Raw genomic sequence first — 16,764 nt, forward strand, 5'->3', positions numbered from 1 at the left:
ACCAGCATCTTGGTGTGTGCACTTCTGTGTGCACTGATCTGGGCGGCGGTAGGGGTGTAGCCTGTGTTTGTGCGGGCGCTGGCGGTGCACGCGGTTCCAAGCCACTCCGTCCTAAGGAGCGGGTCGGGGGTTCGAATCCCTCCAGGGGCGCCACTCTCGAACGTTCGCGTCTCTGCCACGACGATTGGCGCCAATGAGTCAGGATGGGGTAGTTGGCGGCGTGGATGCCGCTTGGTCGTCGCATACAGCAGGAGTGCCCATCAGTGGTGAATCACGTCGCCTTCATTTGGAACATCGCCGAGTCCCTCCGCGGACCGTTCAAGCCCTCCGAGTACGGGTCAGTGGTTCTCCCCTTCACGGTGCTCCGCCGCCTCGACGCCGTCCTCGCAGACACGAAGCCGGCCGTGCTCGAGGCGGCGAAGGGAATCGAATCGCTCCCCGAGATGCTGCAGGCGATCAAGCTCCAAGAAGCAACGGGCCACCAGTTCTACAACACGTCCCCGTTCGACTTCGGCAAGCTCGTCGCCGATCCGGCCGACCTCCGCGCGAACCTCTCCGCATACCTCGCGGGCTTCTCGCCGAATGTGCGGGACATCTTCGAGCGGTTCGAGTTCGATAAGACACTGAACAAGCTGGCAGAGAAGAACAAGCTGTTCGCGGTGACGGAGAAGTTCGCGCAGGCCGACTTCCACCCTCGCGCGGTCAGCAACATCCAGATGGGCCTGGTCTTCGAGGAGCTGATCCGGTTCGCGAACGAGAAGTCGAACGAGACCGCCGGCGACCACTACACCCCGCGCGAAGTCATCAAGCTCATGGTCGAGCTCCTGTTCGCGCTCGACGACGACGCCCTGTCGAAGTCGGGTGTGGTGCGGTCCATCTACGACCCGACCGCCGGCACCGGCGGCATGCTCTCCGTCGCCGATGAGTACCTCCGCACCCTCAACCCGGGCATCCAGCTGAGCCTGTATGGGCAGGACTACAACGACGCGTCGTACGCGATCTGCAAGGCAGACATGGTCATCAAGGGGCAGGACGTCAACAACATCGCCCTCGGCGACACCCTCACCGAAGACCACTTCGACGACAAGAAGTTCGACTACGGCCTGTCCAACCCGCCCTTCGGGGTCGACTGGAAGGATCAGCGCACCTACGTCGACGACGAACATTCGAAGCTCGGGTTCAACGGCCGCTTCGGTCCCGGCACCCCCGCGGTCAGCGACGGGGCGATGCTGTTCCTGCTGCACCTGGTGTCGAAGATGCGCGAGCTCGAAGATGGCGGCTCCCGCATGGCGATCGTCCTCAACGGGTCACCGCTGTTCTCCGGCGGCGCCGGCGGCGGCGAGTCGAACATCCGCAAGTGGCTGCTCGACGACGACCTCGTCGAGGCGATCATCGGGCTGCCGAAAGACATGTTCTACAACACCGGCATCTCCACCTACATATGGATCCTCACCAATCGCAAAGACGAGAACCGCAGGGGCCGCGTTCAGCTCATCGACGGCCGTGAGATGTTTACCAAGCTCCGCAAGGGCCTCGGCTCCAAACGCAACGAACTCTCTCCGAAGAACATCGAGACCATCGTGGGGCTGTACGCCGGATTCGAGGACGGCGAGCAGGCGAAGATCTTCCGCAATGAGGACTTCCTGTATCGCACGATCACGGTCGAACGCCCCCTCAAACTGAACTGGCAGGCCACCGCCGAACGCATCGACGCCGTGTTCGAAGCCAAGGCCATCCAGAAGTTGAACGAGACGGATGCTGCCGCCCTCCGCGCTACCCTCGATCGGCTCGGCACCGACACAGTCTGGAAGAACCGCACCGAGTTCCAGAAGGCGATGAAGGATGCCGCGAGAGCCGAAGGCCTCACCCTCGCTGCGCCGCTACTCAAGGCCGTGACGACCGAGCTCGGTGAACAGGACGACACCGCGGACACCTGCACCGATGCCAAGGGCAACCCGGAGCCGGATGCGTCGCTCCGCGACACCGAGAACGTGCCGTGGGAGGAGGATGTCGACGCCTACGTCGCCCGCGAAGTTCTCCCGTACGCTCCCGACGCGTGGGTCGACCACACTAAGACCAAGGAAGGTGCGGAGATCCCCTTCACCCGCCACTTCTATAAGTACATCCCGCCCCGCCCGCTCGAGGAGATCGACCGCGACCTCGACGCCGTCATGGACCAGCTCCGCGCGATGCTCGTCGAGGTGGAGAGGTGACATTCCCACGCATACCTCTCCGCCGCGCCGCCCGCATCCTGAACGGTGGAACGCCTCCATCTGGAGTTGCAGAGTTCTGGGATGGCGACGTGCCGTTCGTGACGCCACCTGATCTCAACGGTCTCGATGGGGCACAGCTGGAATCGACGGCCCGAACGATCACCGCGGAGGGCGTTGCACATTCGGGTCTAGCGCCCGCAGGCAGCGTGCTCCTTTCGACCCGAGCACCGATCGGGCATATCGGCCGGTTGACTTCGCCCGCCGCCTTCAACCAGGGCTGTCGCGCGCTCGTGCCGGCCCGCAACCACGAGGCGCGCTTTCTGGCGTACGCGCTCGTTGCCTCACGTGCAGACATGGAGGCTCGCGGGCTCGGGACTACCTTTCTGGAGCTGTCTGGGTCATCTCTCGCTCAGGTCGGCGTTCCTCTCGCCCCGCTCGATGAGCAGCGGGCGATTGCGGACTTTCTGGATCGGGAGACGGCGCAGATCGACGCGTTCATCGCGAAGAACGAGGAGCTCATCACCCTCCTCACCGAACGCCGCGCCGCCGTTACCGCGCAAGCGGTGACGCGCGGCATCGACGATTCCGCGGTGCTCAAGGAGTCAGGCCTCGGGTGGCTTGGCTCCATCCCGGAAGACTGGGAAGCTGTCCGCGTCAAGTTCGCTGTTCGATCTCTCCCAGGGTTTGCTTTCGCGAGCGGCGACTTCGTCGCCGACAGCGGCGCGACGCGCTTGCTTCGCGGCATCAACGTCGGAGTGGGATCCATTTCTTGGGGGGAGACGGTCGGGATCGAGAACCCTCCGGCGTACGTTGAGAGCCGCTACATGCTCGATGAAGGTGATCTTGTCCTCGGAATGGACCGCCCAGTGATCAGTGGGGGGCTCCGCGTCGCCCGGGTAGGCCAACGGGACGCCGGCACGCTGCTCGTTCAGCGAGTGCTCCGGCTTAGAGGCGCCCTCGTCCGCAACGACTACCTTGAGTACTCGTTGGCATGGGGCGGGTTCGCGATGTACATCGAGCCCGACTTCACCGGTGTTAGCGTGCCCCACATGAGCGAACAGCAGGTCGGCAACTTCACCATTGCGCTCCCGGACCTGTCCACGCAGGCGCGCATTGTGGAATACATCCGAGATCAGCACTCAGCAATCGACGCTGCTCTAGATGCCGCGCGGCGATCGATCGACTTGATGCGCGAGCGTCGTGCCGCGCTGATTTCGGCTGCGGTGACGGGAAAGATTGATGTGGGGGTGGCTGCATGAGCGGTGTCGCTGGGGCGCACCTCGAGTCTGTGCTGGAGAACGAGATCGCCGAGCACCTCGCCGCCAACGGCTGGCTGTACTCGCCGACCGGTACTGGGTACGACCGTGAACTCGCTCTGTTCCCTGAGGATGTTTTCGGGTGGTTGGAAGATTCGCAGCCGACCGAGTTCGCCAAGGTCGTCCGCCCCGGAGACACCGAAGCTCAGCGCAAGGCCGCGGGGAACAGCATCCTGAACCGTCTCGCGAAGTCGCTGGATCTGGATCCGTCGAAGAACGGCGGGGCGATCCGGATTCTGCATGAAGGTCTCTCGATGGTGCCGCTGCATGGGGGTGCGGTGAAGTTCCGGTTGGCGCAGTTCAGGCCCGCGACGACCAACAACCCGGACACGCTTGAGGCATACCGGAAGATGCGGGTGCGGGTGATGCGTCAGGTGCACTACTCGGCGAAGCATCCCAACAAGGCATTGGATCTGGTGCTGTTCGTGAACGGCATCCCGGTAGCGACGGTCGAGTTGAAGACTGACTTCACGCAGTCGATCGGGAACGCGGTGAACCAGTACCGGTTCGACCGGTCACCGGCGGGTGAGCCCTTGTTCGGGTTCGCGAAGCGGTCGCTGGTGCATTTCGTGGTGTCGAACTCCGAGGTGCAGATGACCACGCGCCTTGCCGGACCAAAGACGCGGTTCTTGCCGTTCAACAAGGGCGCGGACGAGGGTGCGGGCAACCCGCATAACCCAGACGGGTCGGCATCCGGGTACTTCTGGGAAGAGATCCTTCAGCGCGACACTTGGTTGCAGATACTGGGGTCGTTCGTGCACCTGCAGGTCGAGGTCGATGCCGACCCCGACACCGGGAAGAAGACCCGGTCGGAGAAGGTGCTGTTCCCGCGGTACCACCAGTGGCGGGCCGTGACCCGGCTGGTCGACGCGGCCCGGGTAGAGGGGCCGGGGAACCGGTACCTGGTGCAGCATTCGGCGGGGTCGGGGAAGACGAACTCGATCTCGTGGCTCGCGCACCGCCTCTCTCAACTCCACGACGACGCCAATGAGCGGGTGTTCGACACGGTCGTGGTGGTCACGGACCGGACGGTGCTGGACAAGCAGCTGCAGGACGCGATCAGCCAGTTCGAGAAGCAGGCCGGGGTGGTGCAGTCGATCACGAAGGATGCGGGCGAGTCGAAGTCGAAGCAGCTCGCCGCCGCGCTGACCGGTGGCAAGAACATCGTGATCGTGACGATCCAGTCGTTCGAGGCGCTGATCACCGCGATCCAGACCCTGCCTGAGTTGCAAGGGCGTCGGTTCGCGGTGATCGCTGACGAGGCGCACTCATCGCAGACCGGGTCGACCGCGGGCGCGTTGACGAAGGTGCTGTCTCCGGACGAGCAGGCCGCGGTCGCCGAGGGTGCACCGATCGATTCGGATGCGTACCTGCAGTGGGCGATGGAGGTCACCGCCTCCGCCCCCAACATCTCCTACTTCGCCTTCACCGCGACCCCGAAGGCTAAGACGCTTGAGCTGTTCGGGCGGGTGCCGGAGGGTGCGAGGCCGGATGCGACTCCTGAGCCGTTCGATCTGTATTCGATGCAGCAGGCGATCGAGGAGGGGTTTATCCTCGATGTGCTGCAGAACTACACGCCGTACAAGGTGGCGTGGAAGCTGCAGCATCCCGATTCTGAGTACGACGGTGCCGGTGAGGTTGACGAGTCGACCGCGGTGAAGGCGCTGGTGCAGTACGTCCGGTTGCACCCGACGAACATCAGCCAGAAGGCGAAGATCGTCGTCGACCACTTCCGCGCCTTCGTGCAGCCGCTGCTGGACGGCAAGGCGAAGGCCATGGTCGTCACCGGGTCACGTGTCGAGGCCGTGCGGTGGAAGAAGTACCTCGATCGGTACATCACGGACACTGGGGTTCTGGGGGTGCGGTCGCTGGTCGCGTTCTCGGGAACAGTCGAAGACCCGGACGATGTCGGTGAGGGGTTGACGGAGCGGACCCAGAACCCGGGGGTGCCGTCGGATCTCGCGGAGGCGTTCAAGCCGGCCACGTACAACGTGATGATCGTGGCAGAGAAGTTCCAGACCGGGTTCGACCAGCCCCGGCTGGTCGCGATGTACGTCGACAAGAAGCTCGGCGGTGTGCAGGCCGTGCAAACCCTGTCACGCCTGAACCGCACCTACCCAGGCAAAGACAAGACCTTTGTCCTCGACTTCGTCAACGACCCGCAGGAGGTGCTGGACGCGTTCCTGCCGTACTACCGGAAGGCGACGCTGACCGCGACGACCGACCCGAACCTGGTCTACGACCTCGTGGTCAAGCTCGACTCGGCCGGGATCTACGACATGTCGGAGGTTCAGCAAGCGTTCGACGCGGCCCTCTTTGGTGGGGTTAACGCGAACTCGAAGGTGTCGGCGGCGACCGCGCCGGCGGTGGACCGGTTCCAGAAGCGGTGGGTCGCCGCGGTGCTCGATGTCGACAAGGGCGAACAGGACGAGTTGCGGCTGTTCAAGGCCGATGTGGGCAACTTTGTGAAGTTCTACGACTTCATCTCCCAGGCCCGAAACCTCGAAGACACCGACCTGCCCCGCCGGCACTACTTCTTCCGCCGCATCCTCCCGCAACTGTCCACCGCGACGATCATCGAACCCGTCGACATCTCCGACGTCACGCTCGTCGGCTACAAGATCAGCGCGGGCGAGTCCGTGAAACTGAACCTCGGGCAGGGACCTGGCCTGGACCCGATCACCGCGATCGGATCGGGCGCGATCCACGAGAAGCACCGCTCCGCGCTAGAGGAAATTATTCACAAGCTCAACGAACGCCTCGGTGACAAGTATGGCGTCGGCGTGATCGACATCACGATGAACCACATCGTCGGGAAGCTGGCATTGGATGTGGAGCTTGCCAACCAAGCCGCAGTGAACAGCCCGCAGCAATTTGCCGAGTCCCCTGCGCTGCCGAAGGCATTCACGAAAGCCCTCCTTGGGGTGCGGGACGAGACACCCGCGTTCATCGACGACCTGTTCAACGACAGCGGGCTCTATGCGGAGATGGCAAGGGTGTTGCCGGCGATGCTGTATGAGTACCTGACCTTCGGGGGAGCTTCGAGCGGCGTTAGCGGAGGCGATGCATGAACATTTGGGGAGTCCATAACAATGCGCTCACGACCGAGCTCGTGGACGAAGGATTCATCAGTCTGGGTTGGGACGATCTCGGGGACCTGCGGTCCATCGGTTCGGGTCGAGAGGGCTTGAAGAGTGCTCTCGCCGAGGCGGAGCCGGACGCTAAGCCGCGTTCGATCGCCGGACAGGCCGGCGTGCTCACACGCTTTCGCGACGAAATGCGCCCGGGCGACGTCATCGTTGCGCCTTACAAACCGACCTCAACGATCAACCTCGGTCTTGTATCGAGCGAGTACTACTACGAGACAGGGGCTGAACGGCACCGGCACCGGCGCAGGGTCGAGTGGAAGAAGGTCGGACTACCACGCACGGTCTTCTCGCAAGCTGCGCTGTACGAGATCGGCTCGGTTCTTGCGGTGTTCCGCGTCCGTAGACATGGCGACGAGTTCATAGCCGCACTGGATAGTCCCGAAGAATCACCAGACGAGCTCGCCAAGACCGTCGATCTCGCGGCAGACCAGTCTGCGAGCGATGATGAGATCGATGAGCCGCGAGCATCTCGAATTGAGCGACACACCCGTGATTTCGTGCTCGAGACGCTGCACAGGAAGTTGACGCATCAAGATTTCGAGGAGTTCACAGCCGCGTTGCTCCGCGCAGTTGGCTATCAAGCCCGCGTGACTCAGTACTCGCAGGATGGTGGAGTGGACGTGCTTGCACATCGCGACCCGCTGGGAGTCGAACCACCTCTGATCAAGGTCCAGTGCAAGCATCGGACGGGCACGGTCGGCGCACCCGACGTGCAACAGCTCATCGGCACGCAAGGCCTCGGCGAGCTCTCTCTGTTCGTCACCCTGGGCAGCTACTCGCGCGACGCGCTCGCCATCGAGCGCCAACGCCCTGGCCTGCGACTTCTGTCTGGTGAGGATGTTGTCACGATGGTGCTCGAGAACTACGCTGCACTCCCGGAGTCCTGGCGCTCAATCATTCCGCTCACGCGAGTTCTGGTCGTGGCGGATGTCGTGGAAGGTTAGCAGCCATGAACAGAGTCGATGCTCAGGCGCGAATTACTCGCAACCTTGCCACGATCCGCTATCAGCTGGAGGATCTCGCGCGACGGGGCCTATACATGCCTCGATTCACTGAAGAACTGGTTCAGCGAGCGGTGGGAGCGGCCACTGGCCGGAAGGTTCTGGATCTCAACTCGGGCACGAACAACTTCCCCGGCATCGATCTCCGGACCGACGACGAAACTGTCGGGTATCAAGCAACGGTGCGCGCGACCAAGCAGAAGTTCGATCTCACTCGCTCCGCGCTCGCAAAAGAGGCCACCTCGTCGACTTCGAGAGTCAAGCGATTGGCAGATGTGTATGTCGTCGGGATCAGCTGCGTCGACAACGCGCAGATCCGGCGCTGGAACCCGGTGGACGCTCAGTCCAACGTTCGGATGCGAGCGATCGAGCTGTACTCGCTGCTCGACCTGGCGCACGTTGGTGACGACGCGCTATACGAAGTGGACGACGTTGTTCAGGGATTCGCGAACGACTGGGGGCGGCCGCGTCAATCGGACGCCCGAGAGATCGCGACGATCGTCGCGTGGTTGGATCGGCCCGCGATTCGCGACGCACGCCATTACGAGTCAAACTGGCAGGATCTGCGCACCGCGATGCAGGACATCAGGAGACTTCTTGCGCGGGGAGTGGATGATGCTGGTGATCGGATCGCCCGACCCAAATCAACTTTTCAGCCTCCTTACTCCGCGCCTCTGCAACAGATCTACAATGCCAGCCATCAGATCAGCCGCATCCTCACCGCTTCACTCCAACACGGATCGTCCCTGACCGGAAACGACATGGGCGCAATTGATGCCTTCCGACTTGAGATCCAGCGCAACGTGACTCTGGTATGTGACGAAGCCGGCCTCGAAGCGCCTCGCTGGTAGCCCGCGCGCGACGCAGGACCGAGGAGTCGCTTGATGCGCGCAGTCGAACAGACGCGGACTTCGATTGCCAACTGGACCCAGTCTCGCGACGGTGCACGTGTGCAGACGGAACCGGCCAGGAGTTGCACAATTGCTCCGCGCGACGCCTTTAACACGCGTCACAAGCACGATCGAGACGGGGCGGTCGAGACAGAGCGCTCGAGACAGGTCGATCGAGACAGCTCGATCGAGACAGCTCGATCGAGACAGCTCGATCGAGACAGAGCGATGCACGCAGGCACCCACGGTGGACGACGCCGTTTGAAACGGCTTTGCTACAGCTACCTGCAACGCAGAGAAATCCCTGAATAACCGCAAACTCGTCGCCTACTCTGGCGCCATGCGCGGAGGCCTGGAGCGATGGAAGAGAGGCGTCGAATCCCGCGGGGTCCGGCAGGCGATCTCGTACGCACTCGAGGGCACGTGCGACGCCCACATGCCATATCCGACGGGCGCCGAGGCGCTCGAGGCGTATGGCGCAGCATCCGATTCAACCGTCTCTCGGTTCATCGTCGACAACGGCGTCATCACGACTGACCAACTCACGGCCGGCGGCGTTCGCGTCTGGCTCACCGGGCACGACCCGGTCACGGGGGAGGAGCGCGGCCCCCAGCGGCTGAGCCCCGACGCCGACCTGCTGCTCGACGGAACGCTCAACCACCCGAAGTCGTACAGCATCGCCGCGCTGCTGCATCCCGAACTCGCCGCCCAGTTCGAAGCACTGCAGGACCGGCTGCGTGACCGCATCCTGCTGACGTGGCAGACGGAGCTCGACGCACGGCGCGGGCACGGCGGCCTCATCCGCGGGGAAATCACGCATATCGAGGTCGTTGAGTTGCAGCATCGGCGCTCGCGTGCGCTCGACCCGCACATCCACCGGCATCTCTGGCTGAACATCAAGGTGCTCGGCGACGACGACCAGTGGTCGAACCTCGACTCGCGCGTCGCGATGAAACTGCACACCGTCGTCAACGCCGAGGGCGAGCTCGCAGCCCACACAGATTCCGCGGGGATCGCCGCGCTCGCCCGGCACGGATACACGCTCGACGACACTGGAGAGATCGCCGAGCTCGCCGGCGCCGTCCGTCCCGTCTCGCGTCGGTCGGCGCAGATCGAAACCAACCGCGCGCGGCTGATCGCGGGGTGGTCGGCGGCGCACGGCGGATCTGCGCCGAGCGTCGAGGTGCTGCAGCAGATCGACCGGCGCGCGTGGGCGGTGTCGCGTCCGAACAAGCCGGCCGATCTCGATGAGGCGTCGTGGGAGGCGCGCGTCCGCGACGAGATCGGAGCGATCGATCCGAGTCTGACCAGCCGATGCGCTCGAGCCGGGAGGTGGAGCGTCGCGCTGACAAATGCGATGAGGATGGTCGCTCTCAGTAAGGGATCCGCAGGGCAGCATCCGACGAGTCCGCTCAAGAAGCTGATCAGTCGGTGCTCGCCTCTTGACTCCCGATGCCGATAGCCTCGTCAGCAATGAATAGGCGCGAAGGTATCTTGCTTGGCTTCGCCGGTTTGGCGGTCGCCGGTCTCGTCGCGTTGGCAATGCCGGCAGTCGCATCGCTCGCTGATTCGGTTGGGTTTGATCCTGAAATGGCTGACGTTAGTGCCCCAGAGGCCGCTGCGACGGAGAGCCCACCACTGGACCCTGGCGCCGAAACGACGTCGCCCGTCGACGCCGAGGGCGGCATTGCCGGGTATCAAGACGTCGGCGGTGGTGTCAGCATCCCCGCGAAAGGACCGGGCGACTGCCCGACGTGGGCGATCATCACTCCGTACGATGCATGGAATCCCGCGGCTCGGCTGTCTGGAGCGATGACGGACCTCGGCCCGACGGCCTACGCGTCCGGAGAGGTCGGGCTTGACGATGACGGTGAGATTGCGACCTATGCCGTGGCGGCCGGGGACACCGGGTACGGCATCGGGGACCGCTTCTGCCTCGACTACATCGCGATGTTGTCCTACAACGACAAGTCGTTCTCTGAACCGGAGCTCCAGCCGGGCGACATTCTGTTCCTCCGCCCGTAGCGCTCGGCTAGCATTTCCGCATGGCCAAAGCACCCCGGATCACGGACGTCTCGATCGGGAGCGACGGCATCCGCCTCGGCCAGTTCATGAAGTTCGCGGGCCTACTCGACTCGGGGGGCGACGTGAAGGAAGCCATCATCGACGGCTACGTGACGGTCAACGGTGAGGTCGAGCGGCGGCGCGGACGCCAGCTGCAGATCGACGACGTCGTCAGCCACGAGGATCGCACGGTCCGCGTCCGCCCTTAGCCAGCCATTACCGCGCGCGCCAGATGGAAGAATCATTCGGTGACCGCAACTCTCGTCGCTCAGGGCCTCGCCGGCGGATACGGCCACCGCACACTCTTCGACGGCGTCGATCTCACCGTCAGCCCGGGTGACGTCGTCGGTGTCGTCGGCGCCAACGGTGCCGGCAAGTCCACGCTGCTGCGCATCTTCGCCGGACGCGATGCGCCCCAGGCGGGAACCGTCAGCCTCGCTCCCGCCGACGCCTTCGTCGGCTGGCTCCCGCAGGAACACGAGCGCGTCGAAGGTGAGACCGTCGCCGCGTACATCGCCCGTCGTACGGGATGCGCCGAGGCGACGGCCGAGATGGATGCCGCAGCATCCGACCTCGGTGATTCCTCCATCCCCGGCGCCGACGACCGGTACGCCACCGCGCTCGATCGCTGGCTCGCGAGCGGCGCCGCTGACCTCGACGAGCGCCTTCCGATTGTGCTCGCCGATCTCGGGCTGGAGCTCGACGCCGACGGCATCCATATGACCTCCCTCTCGGGTGGGCAGGCGGCACGCGTCGGACTCGCGGCGCTGCTGCTCTCGCGCTTCGACATCGTGCTGCTCGACGAGCCCACGAACGACCTCGACCTCGACGGGCTCGAGCGTCTCGAAGCGTTCGTGCGGGGCCTGCGCGGGGGAGTCGTGCTGGTCAGCCACGACCGGGAGTTCCTCGCGCGCAGCGTCACGCGCGTGCTCGAGCTCGACCTCGCACAGAACTCGCACCGCATCTACGGCGGCGGCTACGACGCCTACCTCGAAGAGCGGGCGACCTTGCGGCGTCATGCGCGCGAGAAGTACGACGAGTTCGCGGGCAAGAAGGCCGACCTCGTCGCTCGGGCCCGCGTGCAGCGCGAGTGGTCGAGCCAGGGCGTCCGCAACGCAATGAAGAAGAACCCCGACAACGACAAGATCCGCCGCAAGGCCGCGACCGAGTCGAGCGAGAAGCAGGCGCAGAAAGTGCGCCAGATGGAAAGCCGCATCGCCCGCCTCGAAGAAGTCGAAGAGCCCCGCAAGGAGTGGCAGCTCGAGTTCACGATCGGCTCCGCGCCGCGGTCGAGCTCGGTCGTCTCGACGCTCAACGGCGCGGTCGTGCGGCAGGGCTCGTTCATGCTCGGACCCGTGTCACTGCAGATCAACGCCGGCGACCGCATCGGCATCACCGGGCCCAACGGTGCCGGTAAGTCCACCCTGCTGCGCACGATCCTCGGACGGCAGCAGCCCGACGAAGGAAGCGCGAGCATCGGCTCGAGCGTGAGCATCGGTGAGATCGACCAGGCGCGTTCTCTGCTGGTCGGATCAACGCCGCTCGCCGACGCCTTCGAAGCGCTCGTGCCCGAGATGGCCTCCGGCGAGGTGCGGACGCTGCTCGCGAAGTTCGGGCTCAAGGCCGACCACGTTCTGCGCCCGGTCGGCGAGCTGTCGCCGGGGGAGCGCACCCGCGCCGGCCTCGCCCTGCTGCAGGCGCGGGGCGTGAACGTCCTCGTCCTCGACGAGCCGACCAACCACCTCGATCTCCCCGCCATCGAACAGCTCGAGCAGGCCCTCGAGTCGTACGACGGCACGCTGCTGCTCGTCACCCACGACCGGCGGATGCTGGATGCCGTCAGCACCAACCGCCGCTGGCACGTCGAGGGCGGCCGCGTCACCGAGGCCTGAGCCGCGACAGCCATCCCGATAGGGTGCAGGCATGCGATCGCTGACGAAAGCACTGCTCGTGGCCGCACCGATCCTGCTGCTCGCCGGCTGCTCGGCAGGCGATCTGCCCGAGTTTGCGACCGAGCAGACCGACCGCGACGTCGTCGCCGACGAGCGGGCGATCGAGGCCATTGCGTCCGAAACGACGCGCTTCGTCGGCGAGGTGGACGGGGTCGAGCTGTTCCTCGCGAAGAGCCAGGACGACGAGATATGCCTCATCCAGCTCCGCGACGGTGGCTTCGAGAACACGGCGTGCTCCTCGGGAGGTGGACTCGGCACGATCATCACGGGAGGGCCTGCCATCGAGGTCGGCGACTTCCGCTACCTGCCGCACGCCGAGAGCCGCCCGGGCCGAGAGCAGATCAGTGACAGCGTCGTCATCATCCGCGGTGGGCTGTAGTCCGACGCAGCCCTCAGCCGGTCGGCGGCTGCTCGGTCTGAGCGCACCACTGCGCCCGCAGCACGCTCACGACATCGTCGAGCCCCGCGCCCGTGCGCAGCGCCTCATCGGTCAGCTCGCGGATCCGCTTGAGCACGGCATGGGGGAGTACCGCCGCCGATTCCGCGACGCGAGTTCCCGCGGCGGTGCGGGTGACCACGAGCCCCTCCTGCTCGAGCAGCTTGTAGGCCTTCGCCACGGTACCGGGCGCGACGCCGAGGTCGGCGGCGGTCTGGCGGACGGTGGGAAGGCGTTCGTTGGCCGCGAGCATGCCCGACACGATGAGCCCGCGCAGCTGCAGGTAGATCTCGCGCGACGGGGTGCTCTCGTCAGCCGCGGAGAGCGGTCGGGTGGCCGTCATCGGGCGTACCCGACATCCATCACCGAGGGCCCCGCCCCCGGGGATGCCGGGGCAGCAGCCGAGGCGTGGCCGGCACCCGGCACGAGCGATCCGCCGACGACGAGAAGCATGCAGAGCGCCACGATCTCGATGATCGGTGCTGCGGCACCGGCGAGAGACGCAAGCTCCGCGTAACGCCATGCGACGTCGTACGACGTGTAGGTGCCCGGCCTGTCGATCATCAGCATCGTGGTCGAACCCGCGTTGCCGACGAGGCGCCACGCGGCGGCAAGGGCGAGGAGGCACGCACCCGTCGTGAGCCATACGATGCCGCCGGCGGTCCGGCGGCGGGCCGCACGTTCGATCGCGACGGTCTCGGGCCGAAGGAACGACCGGGCCGCGTTGCGGTCGAGGGCGCGCCAGGCGGCGACCACCAGCAGCACCAGCCCGACGAGAGCGGGCACGCCGTAGACCCAGCCGTAGAACACGACGCGCACCGGGTCGACATCCCCGGCGTTCGGGATCGGGATGACGAGCCAGAGCCAGTCGCCGGCATCGTCGGGCGACGACGCGAGCCCGGCCGCCACCGTCGTCCCCGCGAGCGCGAGGGCTGTGACCGTCAGAGCGGCAAGGGTCATCGGTGAGCTGAACGACACCCACGACCTTCGCACCGGTGGCGACACGGGCCGCTCGGGCGCGCCCGACCCGCGGGTGCGGACCAGAACGAGCGCGGCGACGACGCCCACCAGCGCGACCACGAGTGGTGCCGCCACGCGCCACCACGACGCGCCCGAACCGTCCCAGATGTAGCCGCGGAAGATGAACTCGAGAACGAAGACGAGAGAGACGGCGAAGCCCGCGCCGGCGAGAGCGATGTGCTCCCCGGCGTATCGACGCCGAACCGCGGACCGGCGTCCTCCGATGAGCCTGGGGGCGTGCTCAGCACGGCCACTCGTGTTCGCGCGGATCGCGACGACGGTCGCCGCGGCGACGAGTCCGAGAACGAATGACACTGGCGGCCACGTCGCGATGGCGCCGGTGAGCTCGAGGGGCCCGAAAGCCGCGAGAGAAGGAATAAGCATGCGTGGCGCCTTTCGCTTGTACCCCGCTGGCGTAACAAAATGTATCAGCATGATGACACAAGCGCGCGACCGCACCCAGCGAGCAACCAAGGTTGACAAGAATGCCGCGAGCAACCTAGGTTGCTTATATGGAATCCACCCAGATCGCCGGCGTCGCCGCAGACACGCGTGATCCACGTGCGGGTCTGCGCGCGATCGCGTCGCTGCGCTCTCTCACCGAGCGCCTCGAGCTGGCGCAGGTCGAGGCGGGCCTGCGCGCGGGCATGAGCTGGCAAGAGATCGCCGACGCGCTCGGCGTCTCGCGCCAGGCCGTGCACAAGAAGTACGCCAAACGGATCGATCCGACCATCGACGTCCCCAGGAGAACCCGATGAGCAAGCTGACGGTAGCGACCGCGACGATGTACGACCTGTCCCTCGCCGGTGCGGAGGAGGCATCTCGACTCGGCGAGCAGAGCGGTGACATCGACCACCTTCTGCTGGCCCTAACGATCAACGAGCAGGTGGCCGGCGAGGTTCTGCGCGCGCTCGGCGCCGACCTCGAGCGCACGCGCGCGGCAGTCGAGCAGCAGCACGCCGATCAGCTCGCGTCACTCGGAGTGCAGGCCGCCATGCCCGGTCCCGGCCGCATCACGTATCACGAGCGTGGGGAGTTCGCGTGGAACGATCGCGCCCTCGACGTCCTCCGACGCGCGGGTCAGGGAGGCAAGCGTGGTGATGCCGCCGCGGTGCTGCGCGAGCTGGTCGACGAGGGCAGCGGGCTCATCGAGGCGATTCTTCAGCGCCTCGACACGAGCCCGCAGCAGGTGCGCGAGCTTCTGGATCAGGCTGAGCGCTACCCCGCGCTGCCAACTCGCGCCGCCGACAACGGCCGGTCACTCTCGGGCGCCGGCGCAGTGCATGTCCCTGCTCCAGTGACAGACGTGTGGGCGCTGCTCAACGACCCCGCCCGGATGCCGGAATGGGATCTCCTGTTCGGACGGGTCGACGATCTGCCCGACGACGTCGCGCCGGGAGCCACATGGACCGCGTACTCGCTCGAGACGGCGCCGAACGGCAAGCCGCAACGGGTGAACCCCGAGCGTCGACGCGCCCGCATCGAACTCGTCGAGTGTGAGCCCACGACGGCGATCGAGTGGATCACGACCTGGCCCGATTCTCCGACGTCGAACAAGCGCCGGATGCGGATCGAACTTGAGCCTGCGGCCGGTGGCACGCGCCTCGTGATTCGCCACGCGTGGGAGCGCACGAGTTCGCGGCGAGGGATCCCGCTGCTGCGGTGGGTCATGCGACCGCTGAACAGCTTCGCGATCTGGCTGCAAATCTCGCAGACCGGTGCGTCGATCGGGCGCGTGTTCCGGTAGACACCCGCGTGAGGGCGCCCCGTAGGCTCGGGGGGATGACGAGCGACGCGACACCCCAGCCGAACCGTCTCGCCGAGCCGCCGCTGACTCGGCCCTACGTCGGTGCGCCGCCGCTCGCGGCGCTGCGGCGGTGGATGCAGAACTACGCGACCTTTCGCGGACGCGCGAGCCGGTCGGAGTTCTGGTGGCCGATGCTCGTGATCGTGCTGTTCCCGATCGTGGTTCAGATCGTCAACGGTCTCACCACGGGCGACTGGCGGCCCATCGACACTGGTGTCGTGCAGAACGTCCCCGACGTGATCGTGCTCGTCTTCTCGCTGGCCACCCTGCTGCCGATGCTGGCCGTCACCTGGCGTCGCCTGCACGATACGAACCGCAGCGGCGTGTGGTTCTTTCTGATCGTCCTACCGCTCATCGGCTGGATCGCCCTCGCGATGATGCTCTCGATGCGCGGTGAGCGCGGGGGAGCGCGCTTCGATCCCGTTACGAGCGGCGGGCGATGAGCAGCGCGATGACGGCGACGACACCGATGACGGCAGCGATGCGCACGGCCTTGCCGGTGCGGCGGGTGAGCGTCAGCGCGCCGTCGACGATCTTGACGTTCTGATCGATCCGGGCGGTGGCGAAGCCGGCCGCGGCGTCGACGATCTTGTCTGCGACGTCGGGAACGGCGTCGGGAAGCGCATCCTTCGCGGCATCCTGCACCTTGTGGATGGCGCCCTTGCCGGCATCAGCGACGCCATGCACGACTCGCGACGCGGCGCGCGTGACGCCCGATGCGTTCTCGGATGCTTCCGGGGCGGGCGTCCGCGCGTCGACGACGGCGGCATCGTCGACGGCAGCGTCGTCGCCCGTGGCAGGTGAGGTGTTGGCGTCCGTCATGACGGCTCCGTTCGTCGGTGCGAGAGGTCCGGACGAAACTCTCGCACCGACGACGAATTGGCGAGAGGCCCTAGCCGACGCGGCGGATTTCGCG

General features: G+C 65.8%; 16 protein-coding genes. 13 read left to right on the forward strand and 3 right to left on the reverse strand.

Features of this window, described 5'->3' with window-relative positions; genetic code table 11:
* Nucleotides 1–263: 263 nt before the first annotated feature.
* The 10 genes from O1W71_RS15095 to O1W71_RS15140 all read left to right on the forward strand — a co-directional run bounded on the left by O1W71_RS15095 (nucleotide 264) and on the right by O1W71_RS15140 (nucleotide 12,964).
* Nucleotides 264–2,213 carry a type I restriction-modification system subunit M gene (locus O1W71_RS15095; protein ID WP_331282661.1) on the forward strand — a complete coding sequence of 650 codons (1,950 nt, stop codon included), beginning with the start codon at nucleotides 264–266 and terminating at the stop codon, nucleotides 2,211–2,213.
* Entirely contained in the window at nucleotides 2,210–3,472 is a 1,263-nt protein-coding gene (locus tag O1W71_RS15100) for a restriction endonuclease subunit S (protein ID WP_269268667.1), read from the forward strand. The genes O1W71_RS15095 and O1W71_RS15100 overlap by 4 nt, the downstream gene beginning before the upstream one ends.
* Before the next feature lie 29 nt (nucleotides 3,473–3,501).
* Nucleotides 3,502–6,600, forward strand: a complete 3,099-nt coding sequence (locus tag O1W71_RS15105) for a type I restriction endonuclease subunit R (protein WP_269268668.1) — start codon at nucleotides 3,502–3,504, stop codon at nucleotides 6,598–6,600.
* Nucleotides 6,597–7,622: a restriction endonuclease gene (locus O1W71_RS15110; protein ID WP_269268669.1), complete on the forward strand. Its 1,026-nt coding sequence runs from the start codon at nucleotides 6,597–6,599 to the stop codon at nucleotides 7,620–7,622. The genes O1W71_RS15105 and O1W71_RS15110 overlap by 4 nt, the downstream gene beginning before the upstream one ends.
* A 5-nt stretch (nucleotides 7,623–7,627) precedes the next feature.
* On the forward strand, nucleotides 7,628–8,530 hold the full coding sequence (locus O1W71_RS15115) for an SMEK domain-containing protein (protein WP_269268671.1): 903 nt from the start codon (nucleotides 7,628–7,630) through the stop codon (nucleotides 8,528–8,530).
* A 379-nt stretch (nucleotides 8,531–8,909) separates the two neighbouring features.
* Nucleotides 8,910–10,031 (forward strand): relaxase domain-containing protein, encoded by a 1,122-nt coding sequence (locus tag O1W71_RS15120; protein WP_269268672.1) that lies wholly within the window; start codon nucleotides 8,910–8,912, stop codon nucleotides 10,029–10,031.
* 11 nt (nucleotides 10,032–10,042) lie between these two features.
* The gene (locus tag O1W71_RS15125) at nucleotides 10,043–10,594 is read left to right on the forward strand and encodes a hypothetical protein (protein ID WP_269268673.1); all 552 of its coding nucleotides are present in this window, start codon (nucleotides 10,043–10,045) and stop codon (nucleotides 10,592–10,594) included.
* A 20-nt stretch (nucleotides 10,595–10,614) separates the two neighbouring features.
* The gene (locus tag O1W71_RS15130; RefSeq protein WP_269268675.1) at nucleotides 10,615–10,842 is read left to right on the forward strand and encodes an RNA-binding S4 domain-containing protein; all 228 of its coding nucleotides are present in this window, start codon (nucleotides 10,615–10,617) and stop codon (nucleotides 10,840–10,842) included.
* Nucleotides 10,843–10,881: 39 nt separating this feature from the next.
* On the forward strand, nucleotides 10,882–12,525 hold the full coding sequence (locus O1W71_RS15135; RefSeq protein ID WP_269268676.1) for an ABC-F family ATP-binding cassette domain-containing protein: 1,644 nt from the start codon (nucleotides 10,882–10,884) through the stop codon (nucleotides 12,523–12,525).
* A 31-nt stretch (nucleotides 12,526–12,556) separates the two neighbouring features.
* Nucleotides 12,557–12,964: a hypothetical protein gene (locus O1W71_RS15140; protein WP_269268677.1), complete on the forward strand. Its 408-nt coding sequence runs from the start codon at nucleotides 12,557–12,559 to the stop codon at nucleotides 12,962–12,964.
* A 13-nt stretch (nucleotides 12,965–12,977) separates the two neighbouring features.
* On the opposite strand, the gene O1W71_RS15145 is transcribed toward O1W71_RS15140, so the two are convergent.
* The gene (locus O1W71_RS15145) at nucleotides 12,978–13,364 is read right to left on the reverse strand and encodes a GntR family transcriptional regulator (protein WP_269268678.1); all 387 of its coding nucleotides are present in this window, start codon (nucleotides 13,362–13,364) and stop codon (nucleotides 12,978–12,980) included.
* Nucleotides 13,361–14,425: a hypothetical protein gene (locus O1W71_RS15150; RefSeq protein WP_269268679.1), complete on the reverse strand. Its 1,065-nt coding sequence runs from the start codon at nucleotides 14,423–14,425 to the stop codon at nucleotides 13,361–13,363. The genes O1W71_RS15145 and O1W71_RS15150 overlap by 4 nt, the downstream gene beginning before the upstream one ends.
* A gap of 128 nt (nucleotides 14,426–14,553) precedes the next feature.
* Here O1W71_RS15150 and O1W71_RS15155 point away from each other — a divergent pair, with 128 nt between their 5' ends.
* Genes O1W71_RS15155 through O1W71_RS15165 form a run of 3 tightly spaced genes read left to right on the forward strand, consistent with a single transcriptional unit; the run spans nucleotide 14,554 to nucleotide 16,291 of the window.
* On the forward strand, nucleotides 14,554–14,799 hold the full coding sequence (locus O1W71_RS15155) for a helix-turn-helix domain-containing protein (RefSeq protein WP_064954960.1): 246 nt from the start codon (nucleotides 14,554–14,556) through the stop codon (nucleotides 14,797–14,799).
* Nucleotides 14,796–15,788: an SRPBCC family protein gene (locus O1W71_RS15160; protein WP_269268680.1), complete on the forward strand. Its 993-nt coding sequence runs from the start codon at nucleotides 14,796–14,798 to the stop codon at nucleotides 15,786–15,788. The genes O1W71_RS15155 and O1W71_RS15160 overlap by 4 nt, the downstream gene beginning before the upstream one ends.
* A 35-nt stretch (nucleotides 15,789–15,823) precedes the next feature.
* Nucleotides 15,824–16,291: a DUF805 domain-containing protein gene (locus tag O1W71_RS15165; RefSeq protein WP_269268681.1), complete on the forward strand. Its 468-nt coding sequence runs from the start codon at nucleotides 15,824–15,826 to the stop codon at nucleotides 16,289–16,291.
* On the opposite strand, the gene O1W71_RS15170 is transcribed toward O1W71_RS15165, so the two are convergent.
* Complete coding sequence (locus O1W71_RS15170; protein ID WP_269268682.1) at nucleotides 16,272–16,670, reverse strand: hypothetical protein; 399 nt, start codon at nucleotides 16,668–16,670, stop codon at nucleotides 16,272–16,274. The two genes, O1W71_RS15165 and O1W71_RS15170, sit on opposite strands and share 20 nt — an antisense overlap.
* Between the last annotated feature and the right edge of the window lie 94 nt (nucleotides 16,671–16,764).

Origin of the sequence: Microbacterium sp. H37-C3 (assembly GCF_027157935.1) — a bacterium.
Lineage (GTDB): Bacteria > Actinomycetota > Actinomycetes > Actinomycetales > Microbacteriaceae > Microbacterium > Microbacterium plantarum.